The organism is Amycolatopsis bullii (assembly GCF_014654205.1).
In the GTDB taxonomy this organism is placed as follows: Bacteria; Actinomycetota; Actinomycetes; order Mycobacteriales; family Pseudonocardiaceae; genus Amycolatopsis; species Amycolatopsis plumensis.
Window position 1 is genome coordinate 129,283 of the sequence record NZ_BNAW01000008.1, and the last position, 16,715, is coordinate 145,997.

Annotated in this window: 17 protein-coding genes and 1 tRNA gene; 6 read left to right on the forward strand and 12 right to left on the reverse strand. The window is 69.0% G+C overall.

Going from position 1 to position 16,715, the window contains the following annotated elements:
• Positions 1-2 precede the first annotated feature (2 nt).
• The 3 genes from IE317_RS13340 to mdlC are packed head-to-tail and all read right to left on the reverse strand — an operon-like array spanning position 3 to position 4,227.
• Entirely contained in the window at positions 3-1,217 is a 1,215-nt protein-coding gene (locus IE317_RS13340; protein ID WP_191309805.1) for an MFS transporter, read from the reverse strand.
• A gap of 11 nt (positions 1,218-1,228) precedes the next feature.
• The gene (locus IE317_RS13345; RefSeq protein WP_191309807.1) at positions 1,229-2,656 is read right to left on the reverse strand and encodes a benzaldehyde dehydrogenase; all 1,428 of its coding nucleotides are present in this window, start codon (positions 2,654-2,656) and stop codon (positions 1,229-1,231) included.
• Positions 2,657-2,658: 2 nt separating this feature from the next.
• Positions 2,659-4,227, reverse strand: coding sequence for a benzoylformate decarboxylase (gene mdlC, locus IE317_RS13350; protein ID WP_191309808.1), 1,569 nt, complete (start codon positions 4,225-4,227; stop codon positions 2,659-2,661).
• A gap of 93 nt (positions 4,228-4,320) precedes the next feature.
• Between mdlC and IE317_RS13355 the strand changes: the two genes are divergently transcribed.
• Positions 4,321-5,211: a LysR family transcriptional regulator gene (locus IE317_RS13355; protein ID WP_191309810.1), complete on the forward strand. Its 891-nt coding sequence runs from the start codon at positions 4,321-4,323 to the stop codon at positions 5,209-5,211.
• On the opposite strand, the gene IE317_RS44530 is transcribed toward IE317_RS13355, so the two are convergent.
• Complete coding sequence (locus tag IE317_RS44530) at positions 5,208-5,942, reverse strand: cellulose-binding domain-containing protein (RefSeq protein ID WP_229902688.1); 735 nt, start codon at positions 5,940-5,942, stop codon at positions 5,208-5,210. The two genes, IE317_RS13355 and IE317_RS44530, sit on opposite strands and share 4 nt — an antisense overlap.
• 308 nt (positions 5,943-6,250) lie before the next feature.
• Between IE317_RS44530 and IE317_RS13365 the strand changes: the two genes are divergently transcribed.
• Positions 6,251-6,334, forward strand: a tRNA-Leu gene (locus IE317_RS13365).
• Here IE317_RS13365 and IE317_RS13370 read toward each other — a convergent pair.
• The 7 genes from IE317_RS13370 to IE317_RS13395 are packed head-to-tail and all read right to left on the reverse strand — an operon-like array spanning position 6,316 to position 11,867.
• The gene (locus tag IE317_RS13370; RefSeq protein WP_191309811.1) at positions 6,316-8,067 is read right to left on the reverse strand and encodes a recombinase family protein; all 1,752 of its coding nucleotides are present in this window, start codon (positions 8,065-8,067) and stop codon (positions 6,316-6,318) included. The genes IE317_RS13365 and IE317_RS13370 overlap by 19 nt on opposite strands.
• The gene (locus IE317_RS44535; protein ID WP_229902689.1) at positions 8,064-8,219 is read right to left on the reverse strand and encodes a hypothetical protein; all 156 of its coding nucleotides are present in this window, start codon (positions 8,217-8,219) and stop codon (positions 8,064-8,066) included. The genes IE317_RS13370 and IE317_RS44535 overlap by 4 nt, the downstream gene beginning before the upstream one ends.
• Positions 8,216-10,342, reverse strand: a complete 2,127-nt coding sequence (locus IE317_RS13375) for an FtsK/SpoIIIE domain-containing protein (RefSeq protein WP_191309891.1) — start codon at positions 10,340-10,342, stop codon at positions 8,216-8,218. The genes IE317_RS44535 and IE317_RS13375 overlap by 4 nt, the downstream gene beginning before the upstream one ends.
• Positions 10,335-11,024 (reverse strand): hypothetical protein, encoded by a 690-nt coding sequence (locus IE317_RS13380; protein ID WP_191309813.1) that lies wholly within the window; start codon positions 11,022-11,024, stop codon positions 10,335-10,337. Before IE317_RS13380 ends, IE317_RS13375 begins: the two co-directional genes overlap by 8 nt.
• Complete coding sequence (locus IE317_RS13385) at positions 11,021-11,350, reverse strand: hypothetical protein (RefSeq protein WP_191309814.1); 330 nt, start codon at positions 11,348-11,350, stop codon at positions 11,021-11,023. Before IE317_RS13385 ends, IE317_RS13380 begins: the two co-directional genes overlap by 4 nt.
• Positions 11,347-11,682 (reverse strand): WhiB family transcriptional regulator, encoded by a 336-nt coding sequence (locus IE317_RS13390; RefSeq protein WP_191309816.1) that lies wholly within the window; start codon positions 11,680-11,682, stop codon positions 11,347-11,349. Before IE317_RS13390 ends, IE317_RS13385 begins: the two co-directional genes overlap by 4 nt.
• Positions 11,679-11,867 (reverse strand): excisionase family DNA-binding protein, encoded by a 189-nt coding sequence (locus IE317_RS13395; protein ID WP_191309817.1) that lies wholly within the window; start codon positions 11,865-11,867, stop codon positions 11,679-11,681. Before IE317_RS13395 ends, IE317_RS13390 begins: the two co-directional genes overlap by 4 nt.
• Before the next feature lie 156 nt (positions 11,868-12,023).
• Here IE317_RS13395 and IE317_RS13400 point away from each other — a divergent pair, with 156 nt between their 5' ends.
• The 3 genes from IE317_RS13400 (at position 12,024) to IE317_RS13410 (ending at position 14,458) form a co-directional block, all read left to right on the forward strand.
• The gene (locus IE317_RS13400) at positions 12,024-12,404 is read left to right on the forward strand and encodes a helix-turn-helix domain-containing protein (protein ID WP_020640049.1); all 381 of its coding nucleotides are present in this window, start codon (positions 12,024-12,026) and stop codon (positions 12,402-12,404) included.
• Positions 12,405-12,548: 144 nt separating this feature from the next.
• Positions 12,549-14,111 carry a transcriptional regulator gene (locus IE317_RS13405; protein ID WP_191309892.1) on the forward strand — a complete coding sequence of 521 codons (1,563 nt, stop codon included), beginning with the start codon at positions 12,549-12,551 and terminating at the stop codon, positions 14,109-14,111.
• Positions 14,093-14,458: a signal peptidase I gene (locus IE317_RS13410; protein WP_373309044.1), complete on the forward strand. Its 366-nt coding sequence runs from the start codon at positions 14,093-14,095 to the stop codon at positions 14,456-14,458. The genes IE317_RS13405 and IE317_RS13410 overlap by 19 nt, the downstream gene beginning before the upstream one ends.
• On the opposite strand, the gene IE317_RS13415 is transcribed toward IE317_RS13410, so the two are convergent.
• Positions 14,447-15,928 carry a helix-turn-helix transcriptional regulator gene (locus IE317_RS13415; protein ID WP_191309821.1) on the reverse strand — a complete coding sequence of 494 codons (1,482 nt, stop codon included), beginning with the start codon at positions 15,926-15,928 and terminating at the stop codon, positions 14,447-14,449. The two genes, IE317_RS13410 and IE317_RS13415, sit on opposite strands and share 12 nt — an antisense overlap.
• Positions 15,929-16,346: 418 nt before the next feature.
• On the opposite strand from IE317_RS13415, the gene IE317_RS13420 reads away from it, so the two are divergent.
• Positions 16,347-16,688, forward strand: a complete 342-nt coding sequence (locus IE317_RS13420) for a transcriptional regulator (RefSeq protein ID WP_191309824.1) — start codon at positions 16,347-16,349, stop codon at positions 16,686-16,688.
• Positions 16,689-16,715 lie beyond the last annotated feature (27 nt).

Consider the following 16,715-nt stretch of genomic DNA (forward strand, 5'->3'; position numbering starts at 1 on the left):
GGCTACCCGGCGGACACCGGTGTCAACCGCTCCTCGGCCGGCGTCTCGCGGCGCAGCAGCAGCACCGCGCCCAGCCCGAGCGCGGCCACGACGGCGAAGAACCAGAACCCCCACGGGTAGGCGACTCCGGCGGTGACCAGCGCCCCGGTGACGAACGGGCCGAGGATGGAGCCCAGCCGCCCGACCGCCGACGTCAGCCCGAGCGCGGTGCCCCGGGCCTGCGCCGGGAACGCGTGCGCGACGTAGCCGTAGATCAGCACCTGCGCGGAGAACACGAAGACGCCGGTGAGCAGCACGACCGCGTTGAGCACGACCGCGTTCCCGATCTTCAGGCTCAGCGCCGCCAGCAGGACCGCCCCGGCCCCGAACCAGATCCGGGCGATCCGGCGGATGCCGAACCGGTCGGCGATCGTGCCGGCCAGCACCAGCCCGAGCACCGCGCCGATGTTGAGCACCAGCAGCAGGGTGATCGACGTCGAAATCGGGTAGCCCGCCGTGCGCATCAGCTGCGGCAGCCAGGTGTTGAGCCCGTAGACCAGCAGCAGTCCCATGAACGAGCCGGTCCACACCGCGATGCTGATCCGCCGGAACCGGCCGCCGAGCAGGTCTTTGAGACCCACGCGCTCCTGCTGTTCCCTGGCCGCGAGGTAGGCCGCGGACTCCGGCAGCTTCCACCACATCAGCGGCACCGCCAGCAGCCCGACGATCCCGCCGCCGTAGAACAGCAGGTGCCAGTCCTCCTTGGCGTACAGCGCGAGGACCGAGGTCAGCACCGCGCCGACGTGGTAGCCGGTCATGGTGAACGTGCTCGCGCTGGCGCGCCGCCGCGCGGGGAGGTTCTCCGACATCACGGTCAGCGCCACCGGCATGCACGCGCCGAGGCCGAGCCCGGCGAGGAACCGGAAGACGCCGAAGGTCGCGACGTTCGGCGCGAGCGGCGTCAGCAGGGTGAACAGCGAGAACAGCAGGACCGAGCCGATGAGCAGCACGCGGCGGCCGAACCGGTCGGTGAGCGGGCCGAGGCCGGCGGCGCCGACGGCCACGCCGATCAGCGACACCGTGGCCACCGCGGTCGCGCCGGCCGCGGTGAAGCCGAGGTAGCCGCTCTTGAGCAGGGTCGGGATGGTGGCGCCGAGCGCGACCAGGTCGTAGCCCTCGAGCAGGACGGTCAGCCAGCAGAGAACCGCCGTCCACGCGCCACGAGACGTCGTTGTCATCGTCTTTCTCCTCAGAACGGGTAGTGCGCGATGTCCGCGCGGACGGTCAGCCACTGCGTCTCGGTGAAGGCCTCGATGTTGGCCTTCGCCCCGCCGAAGCGGGAGCCGTTGCCGGAGTCGCCGACGCCGCCGAAGGGCGCGGTCGGCTCGTCGCCGACGGTCTGCTCGTTGATGTGCACCTTGCCCGAGCGGACCTCCTCGGCCAGCTGCATCGCGGTGCCGACGTCACCGAGGATGCCCACCGACAGGCCGTACTCGGAGTCGTTGACCAGGCGCGCGGCCTCGTCGAGGTCGCGGTAGGCGCGCACCGGCGCCACCGGGCCGAAGATCTCCTCGCGCCAGGCCGGGCTGGTGTCGTCGAGTCCGAAGAGGACGGTCGGCGGGTAGAACGGCGCGTCGGGCTTGCCGCCCGCCAGGACCTGGGCGCCCGCGGCGACGCTGCGGTCGACGACGTCGGTGACGTGTGCGAGCTGACGGTCGTCGATGATCGGGCCGAGTGCGACGTCGCCCTCGGCCGGGTTGCCGACGGGAAGCCGCCGCGCCTTCCCGGCGAGGGCTTCGACGTATTCGTCCACTTGGGATTCGTGGACCAGGTGCCGTCCGGTGGTCATGCAGATCTGGCCCTGGTGCAGGAACGAGCCGAACGCGCCGGCGGAGGCCGCCTTGGCGACGTCGGCCCCGGGCAGCACGACGAGCGCGTTGTTGCCGCCGAGCTCCAGGTGGACGCGCTTGAGCGAGCGTGCGGCGGCTTCGCCGACCTTGCGCCCGGCCGCGGTCGAGCCGGTGAACGACACGACCGACACCTCCGGCGCGTCGACCACCGCGGCGCCGACGGCCGCGTCCCCGGGCAGCAGGTGCAGCAGGCCGTCGGGCAGCCCGGCCTCCTCGAAGACGCGCAGGATGCTGACGCCGCCGCAGACCGCGGTCCGCAGGTCCGGCTTGAGCAGCACGGCGTTGCCGAGTGCGAGCGCCGGGGCGACCGAACGGATGGCCAGGATGAGCGGGAAGTTGAACGGCGAAATCACCGAGACCACGCCGGCCGGCACCCGGCGGGCCAGCGACCAGCGGGGTTCGCCGGTGCTCAGCACCTCGCCGAGCGGGTGCGTCGGCAGGGCGGCGGCCTCGAAGCAGATCCCGGCCGCCATGTCGGTCTCGATCCCGGCCTTGGGCCGCGTCGAGCCGGCTTCGCGGACGATCCAGTCCTGCACCTCGGCGGCGTGCGCCTCCCACAGCTCGCCCGCGCTGCGCAGCACGGCGGCGCGTTCGGCGGGCTTGCGGCGGGCCCAGTCGCGCTGGGCCTTCGCGGCGGTGGCGGCGGCGGCCGCGACGTCGTCCGGCGTCGCGATGCCCACGCTTCCCAGCACGTTCCCGGTGGCCGGTTCGACGACCTCGTGGGTCCCGCCGGTGCCGCCTCGGAATTCGTTCTCCAGCAAGGTCATGATCACTCCGGTGTGGTCGGTTCGGTGTCGACCTGGATCAGCCGGGGGCCGTCCGGGGTCGCCTTGAGCTGGGTGCGCAAGTCTTCTTCGTCGCGGGCGGTGGTGGCTTCGACGCCGTAGCCGGCCGCGATGGCCGTGAAATCGAGCCCGGGAATCTCCGTGCCGGGCACGTCCGGGGTCCCGAGCAGCTCGCCGAACCACCGCAGGGCGCCGTAGACGCCGTTGCGGAGGATCACGAAGGTGACCGGGACGCGGTAGTGCGCGGCGGTCCACAACGCCGTGATGCCGTAGTTGGCCGAGCCGTCGCCGATGACGCCGACGACCGGGCGCTCCGGGCTGCCCATCGCGACGCCGACCGCGGCGGGCAGGCCGAAGCCGAGCCCGCCGGCGGCCGGGAAGAAGTAGGACCCTTCGCGGCGCAGGTCCATCTGCCGCCACCACGCCGAGTTCGTCGACGTCGACTCGACGACGTAGCGGGTGTCGCTCTCCTGGGTGCCGCGGAGGGCGGCGAACACCTGCTCCGGGTGCAGCGCCTTTTCGCCGGTCCTGGGCTCGGGGCATTCGAGGTGGTTCTTCTCGGTGGTCCGGGCGGGGACCTTCGCCAGCAGCACCTCGATCACCGGCCCGGGGTCGGCGACCAGCGCCTCGCCCATCGGCGCGCGGGCGGCGGCGCCGAAGTCGTCGGTGACCTGGATCAGCCGGGTGCCTTCGGGCAGGTAGGCGCCGGGCACGTGCTGGTGGTAGCGGAAGACCGGCGCGCCGAGCACCAGCACGAGGTCGTGCCCGGTCAGCGCGGCCGACACCGGCGCGATGCCGGCGGGCAGCACGCCGCGGAAGAGCCGGTGCCGGTTGGGGAAGGGCAGGCGGTGCGGCGACGGTGCCACCCAGGTCGGCAGGCCGAGGTGTTCGGCCAGGGCGACGGCCCGGTCGAAGAGCCCGGTGGCGTCGATGTCCCCGCCGAGGACCAGCGCCGGGTTCTTCGCCGCGGCGACGCGCTTGGCGAGGTCGTCGAGCTGGGCTTCGCTCGGTGTCAGACCTCGCTGGACCTGCCGGTCGAGCGTCGCCGTCTCGGCCAGCTCGACGGCCCAGTCGTCGTAAGGCACCGAGAGGTAGGTCGGACGCCGGTGCAGCTCGGCCTCGAACACCGCCTGCGCGAGCGACCGCGGGACGTCTTCGGCGCAGCTCGGCTCGCCGGACCAGGCGACCAGCGGGCGCATCAGCTGTGTCGCGTCGACGTTGGCGAGCATCGCCTCCAGCCCGATCGCCGTCCGGACCTGCTGGCCGGCGGTGAGCACCAGGGGCGAGCGCGAGTAGACGGCGTTGGTGAGCGCGCCCATCGCGTTGCCGGAACCGGCGGCGGCGTGCAGGTTGACCAGCACCGGGCGGCCGGTCGCCTGGGCGTAGCCGTCGGCCATCCCGACGACGGCGCCTTCGTGCAGGCCGAGGACGTAGCGGAAGTGGTCGGGCAGCTCGGCGAGGAACGGCAGCTCGTTGGAACCGGGGTTGCCGAAGACGGTCGTCAGGCCACGGCGGTCCAGGAACTCGTGGGCGAGCCGGCGGGCGGTGGGCATCGGTGGGGCCTCCTCGAAGTCCGCCCGACCCTATGGAGCTGCGCGGCTGTGTTCCAATAAATGTTGCCTCGTTGCTTCATCGATGGGATCGATATGGCGGATTTCGACCTGAACCTCGTGCGCACGTTCGTGCTGCTGTACGAGACCCGCAGCGTGACCGCCACGGCCGAGTCCCTGCACGTCACGCAGCCGACGATCAGCTACAGCCTGCAGAAGCTGCGGCGCCGGTTCTCCGACGAGCTGTTCCGCCGCACGGGTGGCGGCCTGGTGCCGACGACGACCGCCCGCGCCCTCTACGAGCCGCTGCACAGCGCGCTGTCGGAGATCGAAACGGCCGTCAGCGGCGCGAAGTCGTTCTCACCGTCGACGGCCCGGACGGCGTTCACGCTGGCCTTGTCGGACCTGGGGGAGATCTCGCTGCTGCCGCGCCTGATGGCGGCGCTGCCTTCGCGCGCGCCCGGGGTGACGCTGACCGTCCGGCCGCTGGACGTCGACCGGGCGGCCGACCAGCTCGGCCGCGGCGAGATCGACGCGTTCATCGCGTCCTCGCTGATCAGCTCCCAGCGCGTCGCCCGGATCCCGCTGTTTTCCGAGGGCTACCTGGGCATGGTGGCTGCGGACCACCCGCGGCTTCCGGCGGCGGTCTCGTTCGAGCGGCTGGCGGCGGAACGCCATGTGACGGTGTTCGGCCCGACGGGCCACGACGGCCCGCGTCGCGCGCTGGAGGCGTGCGACCTGCTGGATCGCGTGGTGCTCGAGGTGACCCGGTTCGCGGCGCTGCCGTACCTGGTCCAGGACGGCGAGCTGGTGGCGATGGTCCCGCGGCTGGTGGCGCAGATGTTCGCGGCCGAGCACCGGGTCCGGCTGTTCGACCTGCCGCTCGAGGTCGAGCCGGCCCAGGTGTCGGTGTACGCGCGGCACACGCACGCCCGCAGCGCGGCTCAGCACTGGCTGGTGGGCTTCATGCGCGAGGTGCTGGGTTAGGTCGTCTGGCAGCGGGCGCCGTTGAGCGTGAAGCCGACGGCGGCCGGGTTGCTGCGGCTGAAGGAGCCGTTGAAGCCGATGTCGATCGTCGTGCCCGGGGCCATGCTCAGGTTGTAGGAAACCGCTTTCATGGTGACTCGTGAGCCGCTCTGGGAGAAGTCGCCGTTCCAGCTGTGCGTGACCTGCTGCCCGGCGGTGAAGTTCCAGGTGGCGGTCCAGGGGTTGAGCGTCTGGTTGCCGGTGTTGGTGACGTAGACGTTGGCGGTGAACCCGTTGGGCCACGAATCGGTGATGTCGTAGCGGACGGAGCACGACGCCACGGGAGCCGGCGGCGGGGGAGCGGCCTGCGTCGAGCTGGTGGCGGTGGTCTTGGGCGCCGTCGTCGTCGGAGACGCGGAGGTCGAGATCTGCCGCAGCACGGTGGGCACCGGCGTCGGGCTCGGCGCGGTGGTGACAACGGTCCGCGGAGTGGTGGCGGGAGCCAGCGGATCAGGAGCCACGGCGGCTTGCCGCCCGGGCGAGCTCTCGGAGGTGACGGCAATGATCACCAGACTCCCGGCGACGACCAGCGCCCCGCAGAGGGCGGAGACCCACCGAATCCGCCGCCCGGCCCGCTGCTGAGCGGCGGCGGCCTCCCGCGCCCGCTGCTCGAGGCGTTCCCGGTACCCCTCATCGATGTCTTCCTCGCGGGGCCGCGTGAGGGGAACGTAGGCCCCGAGCGAACGAGGCATGGCCCCGGTCTCCCGAAGAAGCTCATCAACGGAAAACTCATCATCCGACCGGCCGGCGCGCGCCATACCGCAACCTCCACTCCGCGAGGGCGCTCGAACGCGCTGGCTTGCCCGGCGAATCCTAGGAAGCAGGGACGGTCTTGTAAACCATGCGAGCAACGGAGTTTCGCCGGCTCCCGCACTGGCCGGAGCCGCCTGGATCGATGCAGAGAGCCGAAACCGGTCGATCATGCCAGACGGTCCCGGGGGCGGGATCCACACCCCCCTGAACGAGGGCCCGGGGTGGCCGTATACTCTTTCTTCAGCAGGTCCGAGTGGCGGAATGGCAGACGCGCTAGCTTGAGGTGCTAGTGCCCTTAACGGGCGTGGGGGTTCAAGTCCCCCCTCGGACACACACGTTACCCACACGGGGAGAGGCAGTCACAGTGACTGCCTCTTTTTTGTTGTCGTAGACCACCTGCAGGCCCAGGTCCCGGTAGACCTGCGTGATCCGCTCCGGGGCCCGCGAGTTGAGGTGCCTCTCGACGTCGCCGAGCTGGTCGAGCATGGCGTAGACCTCTGCCACGTCGACTGCCTGTGCGTCCGGCAGGTGCTTCAGCTCCTCCATGGCGGCTTGCCGCTCGGCCTGTGCGCGCTTCATCGGCTCGACGAAGTTGACGGGGTCTACGCCCGCTTCGATGGCTGCCAGGTGCCGCAGTAGCTTCGCCTCGGCGTCCTTCATCCGCTTCTCGGCTGAGGCTCGACGGCCGTCCACCCGGCCGTCCTGCGATCCGGTCAGCAGCCGTACAGTCTCGTCGCGGTTCTCCGGGGCGAAGACCTGGCACAACCACTCGTTGATCGGCGGGACCACGACGTCCTCGCGTAGGTTCACCGTCTTCGGGTGATCGGCCAGCGTCGTCGAACCCGGCGCCATCGTTCGAGCAATGCACCGGTAGTAGACGCCCTTCCGGATCGCCGCACCCTGCATCTTCCGGGTGCAGATCTCGCACCGCACCATCCCCTTCAACAGGTACGTGTGCTTGGTGGCTGCGCGGTTCCGTTCGAGCTTCGCAATCCCAGGCAGTCCGCCGGCCGCGCGCGACCGGCGCATCAGCTGCGCCTGCGTGAACGTCTCAACAGAAACAATCTCCGGGTGCGCAGGCCGCCGTGACCGAACAACGCGATCCGGCGCTGCTCGCTTGAACCGCACGACGTGCCCCGCGCCGACGTCATCCGGATTCAGCAGCGTCTCGTGCTTGGTCCAGCGTCCGAAGATCGCGTACCCGGTGTATCGCGGATTCTCCAGAATGGATCGGACGGTGCTGCCTTGCCAGCCGTCGGCGAGCCGGTGGCGGTTCTGGTCGGGTCGGCGTTCGGAAGGGCAGGGCACTCCGTCCTCATTGAGTCCCTTGGCGATCGCTCGATCGCCGACCCCTTCCATGTACTCGGCGAATATCCGTTGGACCACCTCGGCTGCGTCGGGATCGATGGCCAGCACACGCAGCCGGAACCCCTCGGCGGCCTTTCGGGGGTTCGGGTGTGGACCACCGTCAACGACGACGTACCCGTACGGCGCCCGGCCACCCTGGTGCCGCCCTTCGTTGACGACCTGCGCATCCATCGCGGCACGGACGCGAGCCTGGACGTGCTGACGCTCCGATTCGCTCATCCCGCCGAGCACGCTCATGAGCATCTTGTGCGACGGGTTCCGCGCGTCGTACTTTCCGCCAAGCTCTGGCACCCACAGGTCGACGCCGTACGCGGCGAAGCGGGGCGCGATGAGCGAGAACTGATTTCCGAACCAACAGCGCGTGCCCTCGCCGACCACGACGGCGTTCCAAGTCCGCCGCGGGTTCTTCAGCTCGGCGAGTAGCCGTGCGGCCTCGGTCCGGCGCTCCCAAGGGACTGACCGCGACTGCCCAACGTCGAAGTACTCGGCAACCAGCCGGCCGCCCAGCGGCTCAACGAACTTCCGAGCGTTCCCGAACTGCCACCCGCGGGAGGTCTCCGGGTCCTGGTTGTCCTCCGTTGAGCACCGGCCGTAGACCGCCAGCTCACCGATACCGTCGTCGACCGGCTCGGCCACCTCAAGGCCCAAGATCTCGTCCAGTGTCGACCACGGGTCGTTGCTGATTTCAGCCGTCACGGTTCCTCCTCTGCCGGTCCGTTCAGCACCGACACCTCGGTAAGCTCGGTCAGGATGGCCAGCAGTCCGCGTGCCACGGCTGGCGTCAGCTCCGGCAATCTCGCAGGTAGAATAACCCGGATCGGACGATCCTCGGAGTGAGTGGCGCTCATGACCGACCTTCCTGCCCGGTCGACTCGCCGCCTTCCCTCGCGCGGTCAATTGCACTCCTGATTTCAGCCGTCCGGTATCCGCGAACCTGCCGCGTCTCGCCGTCTTCGCCGGTTACGCGGTCTCGCGTCGGCCGGCATCCCACTTCGGCCATCTGCTGCGCGAACGTCCGCGAGTCGATCTCCAGGACGTCCAGCAACTCGGCTGTCGGCACGAAGTCTCGGCCCTCCGGCCCGAGATCGTCCCCCAGGTACTCGACGAGCGATGTGAGCACCCCGGGTAGTTCGCGAGGCGACTCAACTGCGTGACCTGCACCGATCGCCCTGACCGCGGCCGCGTGGTCGAGCACGGGCATGGTGTCCTGTCCGGCCGCGTGCCCGGTGAGCGTCCCGGCCGCCTCGCGGAGCGTCCGGCCCTGCTCGCAGATGGTCCGCCAGTCCTCGTTCGGCATGTAGTAGGTCCGAACCGTCATGGCCAGCACATCGGCGCCGGCTGACGTGTCGCCGTCCGGTCGCAGGATGCCCACTCCTTTGTGGGATGGCAGGAGCCGGCTGGAGTCGAACCCGCGCGTGTTCATCTGCTCGCCGAGCACGATGTTCGAGTCGCGCCAGTCCATCACCCGCAGCGCGAACCGCGACCCGAGTACCGCCCGCAGCCCGGACGGGATCGTCTTCGAGTCCGGCCGCTGAGTGGCGAGCACGAGCACGATCCCAGCGGCCGGTCCCTTCTTCGCCAGCCACGTCAGCAGCTCGCCGACGTACTCGCCCGCGGTGAGCTTCTTGCCTTGCACGTCGACGGGTGTGCGGTCTTCCAGAGGAACCTGGACCTCATCGATGAAGATTGCGGTGATGGGCATGTTCAGCGCCTTGTCGCGGGACATCTCCGGCGTGACCTTCGATTCCGGACACGTGAGGTCGTCGAGGTCGCGCATCCGCCGAAACCGCGTCTGAACTTCGCCGACCAGTTCAATCAGCCAGTCCACGAGCGCCAGAACGTGTTCGGGTTCGTCGCCGGACATGAACCGGTGCGCCACCAGGCCGGCCGCATCCCAGTCCTTCCCGGCCTTGAAGTCCGCGACGTACAGCCGTACCCAAGCGTCCAGAATGAGCCCGGCCGCCGCGAGTCGGGCGGCGAAGGTCTTGCCCTGCCGGGGGATGGCACCGACCAGCAGGGACGTCCACACCAACGGCAGGTCGATCCGCCGGTCCCGCGCGTCCCGTCCGAACGGGATCGGCCGCCACGCATCCCACTGCGCCACGCCCAGCAGCGGCGTCCGCAACGGCGGCGACGCGTATGGGTCCTCATCCGCCACCCACATCGACACCCGTCCGGCGTGTCCACCGTTGCCGCGGACTCGTTCGACGATCAGTTGAACCTCATCGACGGCGAGCGCCGACGCGAGGGCATCCCGGTTCTTCACCACGTCGGCTGCCTTGCGGGTGGCGGGAAGGTCGACGGTGACCGCCCAGCCGTCGCCGACACGCGTCGCACGCTCGACGAGCCGCAGCGCCTCGTCCTTGCCGATCAGCTTCGCGTCCCGGAACGCGTCCACCAGGACCTGGGGATCCATTGTCCAGGTCAGCGTCCGCGGCCCCGCGAGCGCCGGCTTCCGGCCGGGACTGCCGTCCTTCTTGCGCCCGAGGATCGCGAGTGCCAAGGAAGCGACGGCCCCGCCGATCCACAGAGGATCGGTGCCGTACACCAGGTCAACGACAGCCACCGCGACGATCGCGACGACCAGGACGGCGCCAGTCACCTTCCAGCGGAACAGGGTGAGCGCCCGAATCTCAGTGAACTTGTCGGCCAACTTCTCCGACTCCTCGGCCGCTGTCCGGTAGTCCCGGACGGTGACCCACGCACGCCACCACCGCACCCCGACGACCAGCCCGCGAACAACCGCGCCGACGTACCGCCACGGCGACTTCACCAGCCCAACGACGGCGTCCTTGCCCGCTTGGACGGCCTGAGGCTTGCTCTTCATCCACAACGGCACCCGCGGCGAGTGCCGCCACCACCGGACGAAGCGGTTCGTCTTCGGCTCCCGCCGACGCGGTTGAGGCAACGTGTCGTCGACCAGCTCACCGTCGAACACGGGATCAGCCTTGACCGGCAATGAGTCAGCCATTGCCCACCGCCGACCGCAGCGCCCGCGCCAGCCGGGGCGACAGGCCCCGCGAGCAGCCGGTAGCCCGCCGCACCCACGCCGGCGTGATCTCGACGTCCGGCGTCCAGCTCTCCCGAGCAATGGCGAGGTAGTCGGCGAACAGCACCCGTCGCCCGCCGGTCTCCTGAACGGGACGCCGTTCGGCCGCCACCAGCACGGCATCGGTGAGCTTGTCCCGCAGGTCGGTGATCGCCTCGACGGCGACGAACACGACAAGCGGCGGCACCGAGTGCAGCACGATCGCCGCAGCTTCCCCGGCGGCGAACGACGTCCAGGTGTTCATGACGTAGGTGGCGGCAAGCGTGAACCACTTCGCCCGCCGCACCCAGACACCGGTCCGGACCTGGTACCGCGCAGTGACCTGCTCGGCTCGCAGAATCGCGAGGAGAACGAGGGAGACGGTCGGGTCCAGCACCCACGCGGCCAGCCACGGCAGCGACCCCGGCCGTGTGCCAGCCGATGCGAAGCCCTGGACGTTGGTCATCGTGAACGCGAGCCCGAGCACGATCCCGGACCAGCACATCCAGTCGACCTGCCGCCGCACCCGCTCGATCCGCAGCGCGACGACGTCCGGATCGGTCTGGTAAGCGCGCACCTCTGCCGCTTCGGCCGCGTCCTGCGCAAGCCGTTGCGCCCGGTTCATCGCCGACCACCCCGCTTCGACGTGTCGACGGTGGTCACCGTCATGGCGCGAGTCAGCGCGTAGGACGCGAACAGCGCAGGTAACCCGAGCACGGCGAACAGCAGCCACGGGTTCCCCGGATGGGCGATCACGACCCACTGAACAGCGACGATCAGCCCGGCGTTGAATAACACCCGCCCGACCAGCGACACGAGCCGCGCCCCGCTCCGAGCAGCTTCGGCGGCGGCCTTTGCCCGGCGGGAACCGGCCCGCCAGACCCAGAGCAGCACCAGCAGCACGCCGACACCGGCGAGAATCTGCGTCGGCGTCACGGTGAGTCCGTTCATCGCGCACCCCGATCGGTTCGTTCGCCGCGTCGCAGCCAGACGGGGTGCAGGGCGCGCCGATCGTCGTCGGTCATCCCGCCCCAGACGCCGACCGTGTCGAGGCCGGCCGTCCGCAACTCCAGCTCCAGGCACTCGTCCCGGACAGGGCACCCGCCGCACAGCCGCTCAGCCAGCTCGTCGTCGCTGTCAGCGTCGGGTGGCCCGTCGTCCGGCGGGCGCCACATGCAGACTCCTTCGCTGGTCACGACGTCGGTCAGGACCTCGGTCGGCACCCAACGCAGCCGGTCCAGCCGCCACGCGATCCCGATCAACTGCAGGTCGTCGGCGCTCATGCGACACCTCCGGCCTGACGCGACCCCAGCAGGCGGGCCAGCTCGGTCGACGACACGCGGAGACCCGAACGGCACCGGGTGGCGCGCACCTCGCGGGTCCGGATCGCCCGGCTCACCGCAGCGCGGGACACGCCGAGCAGCCAGGCCGCTTCTCGAATGGTGTGAAAGGTGATGTGCGAGTTCATGAGAAAGACCAATCTGATGATTTCAAGGCTATGTTGTTGATTTCAGCTCTTCAGAGGGCGCGTTTGTCCGACGCGCCGCCGACGAAGTGCTAGGCGACGTGGTGAAGGCTTGAATAACCGCTAATCTCGGCGCTGAGGCGGAGCGCGGAGGAATACGTGACGGAGGACTGGGCGGCAGTCGCCAAGGCCATCAACATGCGCGTGAACGAACTCGGCTGGCGACAACGCGAGCTGGCCGAGCGATCGCACGTGTCGCAGGCGATCGTGCGCGAGCTCCAGCACCACACGGTGGAGCGCCGCCGGAGCGCGCGCACGCTCGAAGCGCTGTCGACGACCCTGGGCTGGCACCCGCAGCACCTGTTGGCCGTGCTGCAAAATCGCACGCCGCCGCACCCGGACGAGCCGGCCGACGACGGCCACGAGCTGTGGTCCCGACTGGACGCGCTCGAACAGCGCCTGGCCGAGATCACCGATCGGCTGGAGGACGTCCAAACGAGCCTCGCGACCGTGGTCGAGCACGTGAAGCCGAAGCGTTAGCGGCGGGCGATTCGGGCTGGTGAACCAGGTGATTTCCATACCTAGAATTCAAGGCCGAAACGAACTCCGATCCCATGCACAACCAGCGCAGAAGCAGTGCGCAACCACTGCATATCCGCTGCACAAGAGCGCTTCGGGGCGGCAATGAGCGCAGTAGGCGGATGGACCGGACGGTCAGCGTCGGCGCTGCAATCCGCGTTGCGGCTGAGCAATGAGAAATTCGCCGAGAAGCTCGGTATCGGCGCACGTACGGTGGCGTCCTGGCACCAGAAGCCGGACCTCCGCCCGCAGTCAGAGATGCAACAGGTCCTCGACACCGCGTATGAGCGAGCGTCGGACGCCGAGCGAGCTCGCTTCGCCGAGCTGACCGGCGACGGGCCGGCCGCCCTCACCAGGCCGGACACGAAGGAAGCCGATCGACGGCTGGCTGCTGACCCCCACATCGGCGCGGCCCTCGACTGGCTCGACCAGCACGCCTACCGGAGCCCTGGCGCCGCACGTCGCGCCGTAGCCGAGCAGGCTGCGCGCGTCGACGCGCAGGAGGCGTACGCCCGGGCCACGCGCCGCGCATGGGTCGACCAGCGCGCCGTGACCGACGCACTCGCCGAGTACTACGGCCGGCACCACGGTGACCACGGCTTGTACGCTGGAAGCTGCGGTGACCAGGCGGTGAACACCAGCATCCTGACCTGCGCTGATTGGCTCGACCTGGCGTGCGAACTACGCCCGCCGCACGACGGGCTCACGATCGCCAGCGCCCGACCAGACCCGCGGGAAGTCCTGGACGAGCACGCGACGAAGGCAGCGGTCAACCGGCTCGCCGAGACGGTAGCCATGAACACCAGGCTCATGAACGCGCCGCTCTACCGACTGCTGAGCACGGACATCCGTGAACGCCACCTCGGCGGCACGTTCGGAGTGGACCACTTCGTCCACTACGCCCTGACGATGGACCTGCTCGAAGGCGAGCTGCTCGACGCGCTCGCGGCCGGCGACACGACGTCGCTGCCCCTGCGTGATCGCTACCTGCCAGACGTCGGCGCCGTCCTGGACGTCGGCGGCCGACTCTGCGCAGGCGGAGCCCTCGCCTTGACGGCCATCGCTCGGCCGGCCGACCCGTACCGCGGCGAAGCGGACTACGTGCTCTTGGTCCAGGAACGCTCCGGCCACGTACTCAACGCCACGCGACGGCTCGCCGTCATCCCGAAGGGCTTCCACCAGCCGCTCACCGACGTACGGCGAGAAACCCAGATCGGCGCCACCTTGCGCCGAGAGATGGAAGAGGAGCTGTTCGGCCGGCCGGACGCTGACAACACCGTCGCCGACACGCTGACCGCGGACCCGATGCACCCAACCAGGCTCACGGAGCCGATGCGCTGGCTCCTCGCCGAGCCCGGCCGCCTACGGATGGAGTGCACAGGGTTCGGGCTCAACCTGGTGAGCGGGAACTACGAGTTCGCCAGCCTCATCGTCATCGACGATGAAGAATTCTGGACACGCTACGGCGGAGTGGTCGAAGCAAACTGGGAATCCGCGACTCTTCGTCAATATTCGACTACCGACGCGGAACTCGTCACCGAGTTGTTGGGTGATGTAGCGTGGAGCAACGAAGGACTGTTCGCCATGACGCAAGGACTTCGACGCCTTGCGGAAATCGGCGGAGAGCGCGTGAAACTGCCTGCGATAGAATGGGAGATAGGCCAGTGAGCGACGGTTGGACCGCCGGCAACGCCAACGAAGACGCGGCCGACACACGCGGCTGGTTGGTCGGTCACTTCATCGACCCGTCGCAGGGCGTTCGTGCCTCTAAGGACGTTGAAGTCAAGTGGGCCAAACATCCTGCGGGGGACAAGCGTCCCGAGTGGACGTCTGACGACCAGCGGACCACGCTGGTGATGCTGATCTCCGGCGAGTTCCGAGTAGAGGTCACCGGCGGCGGCAAGATTATGACGCGTCAGGGCGACTACGTGATGTGGGGTCCAGGGATCGACCATTCTTGGGAAGCTTTGGCGGATTCGGTCGTGTTGACAGTCCGCTGGCCCTCAGTAACCTAATTCAACGGCGGGAATCCTCACTCGATCACCGCCGATCTCGGCGAGTCGGCGTACTCCCTGGAGAAACGCGAACAGTCCTTCATTGCTCCAGTTTTCGTCACCGATCAGTTCGGTGACCAAGTCGCCGTCGAGCGTCGAATACTGTTGAAGACCGGCAGCCTCCCAGTTCGCCTCAACGTCGCCACCGAACCGCGGCCAGAACTCCTCATCCTCGATCGCGACCAGGCTGGCGAACTCGTAGTTGCCGCTGACCAGGTTCAAGCCGAACCCAGTGCACTCCATCCGTAGGCGGCCGGGCTGCTCGGTCAGCCACCGCATCGGAGCGGACAGCCTGGTCGGGTGCATGGGATCGGCGACCCTGAGATCCCCGGCGGACCGGTCGACGTCCGTCCTGCCGAATAGTTCTTCCTCAAGCTCACGGCGCAGGGTGACGCCGATCCGGGCATCTGCTCTTCGGTCCGCAAGCGGCCCATGGAAGCTCTTCGGGATCACCGACAACCGGTCGGCTGTGTTCACGACCTGCGCGGACCTCTTCTGAACCAACAGTACGAAGTCGGCATCACCGCGGAACGGGTCCGCCGGCCGCGCGATCGCTGTCAACGCCAGCACGCCACCGGCGCAGAGACGTCCGGGTAGATCAAGCACCGCGGACACGTCGGGCAGTTGGCGATCGCGGAGCGGCATGTGTCCCGGACGCGCGGTGCGGCCGCTCGCCAAGTACTCGATCAACTCATGTTCCAGCAGGTCGACGCCCAGTGCGTACTCGACGAACGACGCGATCCCGACCTTCGCCCGCAGCCCTCCAGGCTGCGGGTCGACCTCGAGCAGCCGGTACAGGGGAACGTCAGTGATCCGGATGCCGGACGCTGCTGCGTCCGCGAGACGCCGCACCGCAGCTCGCTCATCGACCACCGCCGATGGCCTCGCTCTGCCACCCTCGAAGGCGGTGTGCTCACCCGCGGGCGTCAGCGAGCATGCGAGATCCAGCCAAGCCGGCCGCGTAAGGACGGTGGTGGTCACCTCCACCTGACCGCAGCGCGCGACGTAGGGCCGGTGGTCGCTGGTCGGCGGCGCATAGTAGTCAGCCAGGGCATGCGCGATGACGCTTCGCGGCGGATTCGGCTGGTTCCGAGATGAGGCGGCTGCGCTCGCGTACACCTGCTCACGGGCTCTCCCCAACGGCCACCCGGCGTGCCGATCGAGCCACGTGAACACCGGCTCGAACGAGTCGTCGGGGCTGAACTCCCGGGTGACAGCGCTCGGGCCGATCAGGGCTTGCAACTCGTCTCGTGAACGACCGAGCACGCTTGCGAGCTTCGGCCAGAGGTAGGGGAGTGGCACGTAGTCGCCCGCCTCCCAGCGAGCGACGGTCGACCGGTCGACGTGCAGCACGTCCGCCAGGCCCTCTTGCGTGAAGCCGGCGACCTTACGAGCTGAGATTAGCTCATCGCGGCGTCGACCTATGGGCATGACCGACCTCCAACCCTGCGTGACTAGATCAATGTAGCAGCAGTAACCGCAGCTCAGACCAGCTAGTGCGACGTATACGCCACACAACTGCCGCACTGCTGCTCTGGTCGTCGAATCTGACTCTCGGTTGACTGATTTCATCAGTCGTGAGGTCGAAAGGGGAGGACGTGACAGGCACTAGCTGCAGGTCGCTGCACTCAGCGCTCTACATCAGCTGGTACCGGTGCGTGCTCGACGGACTGACGCACGCGGTCACGGACGACGAGTTCCTGCGCGGCATCCGCCTCCAGGAGGGCCGATACCACTCACTCTGCGGCCACGAAGTACTGATTCACTCCTGCCTGGCCCCGGCCGACCGTTCATGTCCGACGTGTCGTGAACTCGTGTACGCCTCCGCTCGCGTCGCGGTGAGGCGGCGATGACGCCGATCTCACCCACATCGCGTACGGACCTCGATGCGCTGTTGCTCCAGCCAGCCCGCCTATTCATCGCCTGCCTGCTGGCCGACACCAGCTGGCGTTCGCAACTGGCCGTCCAGCAGGCTCTGGGGCTCTCCACGCCCGACCTGGACCTGCACATCGAGTTCCTTCGCGCGGCTGGCTACGTCCAGTGCCGTGCCGAACCGCGTGAACTCCGCCTGACTCCGCTGGGTCTGAACCGGCTGATGGAGCACATCGGCGCGCTGAAGACGGTCGCAGCAACAGCCGGCGCTCTGGTCGCAGAGGTGCGAGCTGCGCTTCCCGCCAAGAACCCGCCCTGACAGCAGGCCACCCAACCGCCGTCCTCA

What these genes read in the sequence shown, in the direction of transcription:
- IE317_RS13340 (WP_191309805.1), bottom strand. Translation starts at nt 1,217, where the DNA reads ATGACAACGACGTCTCGTGGCGCGTGGACGGCGGTTCTCTGCTGGCTG.
- IE317_RS13345 (WP_191309807.1), bottom strand. Translation starts at nt 2,656, where the DNA reads ATGACCTTGCTGGAGAACGAATTCCGAGGCGGCACCGGCGGGACCCAC.
- mdlC (WP_191309808.1), bottom strand. Translation starts at nt 4,227, where the DNA reads ATGCCCACCGCCCGCCGGCTCGCCCACGAGTTCCTGGACCGCCGTGGC.
- IE317_RS13355 (WP_191309810.1), top strand. Translation starts at nt 4,321, where the DNA reads ATGGCGGATTTCGACCTGAACCTCGTGCGCACGTTCGTGCTGCTGTAC.
- IE317_RS44530 (WP_229902688.1), bottom strand. Translation starts at nt 5,942, where the DNA reads ATGCCTCGTTCGCTCGGGGCCTACGTTCCCCTCACGCGGCCCCGCGAG.
- IE317_RS44535 (WP_229902689.1), bottom strand. Translation starts at nt 8,219, where the DNA reads ATGAGCGCCACTCACTCCGAGGATCGTCCGATCCGGGTTATTCTACCT.
- IE317_RS13375 (WP_191309891.1), bottom strand. Translation starts at nt 10,342, where the DNA reads ATGGCTGACTCATTGCCGGTCAAGGCTGATCCCGTGTTCGACGGTGAG.
- IE317_RS13380 (WP_191309813.1), bottom strand. Translation starts at nt 11,024, where the DNA reads ATGAACCGGGCGCAACGGCTTGCGCAGGACGCGGCCGAAGCGGCAGAG.
- IE317_RS13385 (WP_191309814.1), bottom strand. Translation starts at nt 11,350, where the DNA reads ATGAACGGACTCACCGTGACGCCGACGCAGATTCTCGCCGGTGTCGGC.
- IE317_RS13390 (WP_191309816.1), bottom strand. Translation starts at nt 11,682, where the DNA reads ATGAGCGCCGACGACCTGCAGTTGATCGGGATCGCGTGGCGGCTGGAC.
- IE317_RS13395 (WP_191309817.1), bottom strand. Translation starts at nt 11,867, where the DNA reads ATGAACTCGCACATCACCTTTCACACCATTCGAGAAGCGGCCTGGCTG.
- IE317_RS13405 (WP_191309892.1), top strand. Translation starts at nt 12,549, where the DNA reads ATGAGCGCAGTAGGCGGATGGACCGGACGGTCAGCGTCGGCGCTGCAA.
- IE317_RS13410 (WP_373309044.1), top strand. Translation starts at nt 14,093, where the DNA reads ATGGGAGATAGGCCAGTGAGCGACGGTTGGACCGCCGGCAACGCCAAC.
- IE317_RS13415 (WP_191309821.1), bottom strand. Translation starts at nt 15,928, where the DNA reads ATGCCCATAGGTCGACGCCGCGATGAGCTAATCTCAGCTCGTAAGGTC.
- IE317_RS13420 (WP_191309824.1), top strand. Translation starts at nt 16,347, where the DNA reads ATGACGCCGATCTCACCCACATCGCGTACGGACCTCGATGCGCTGTTG.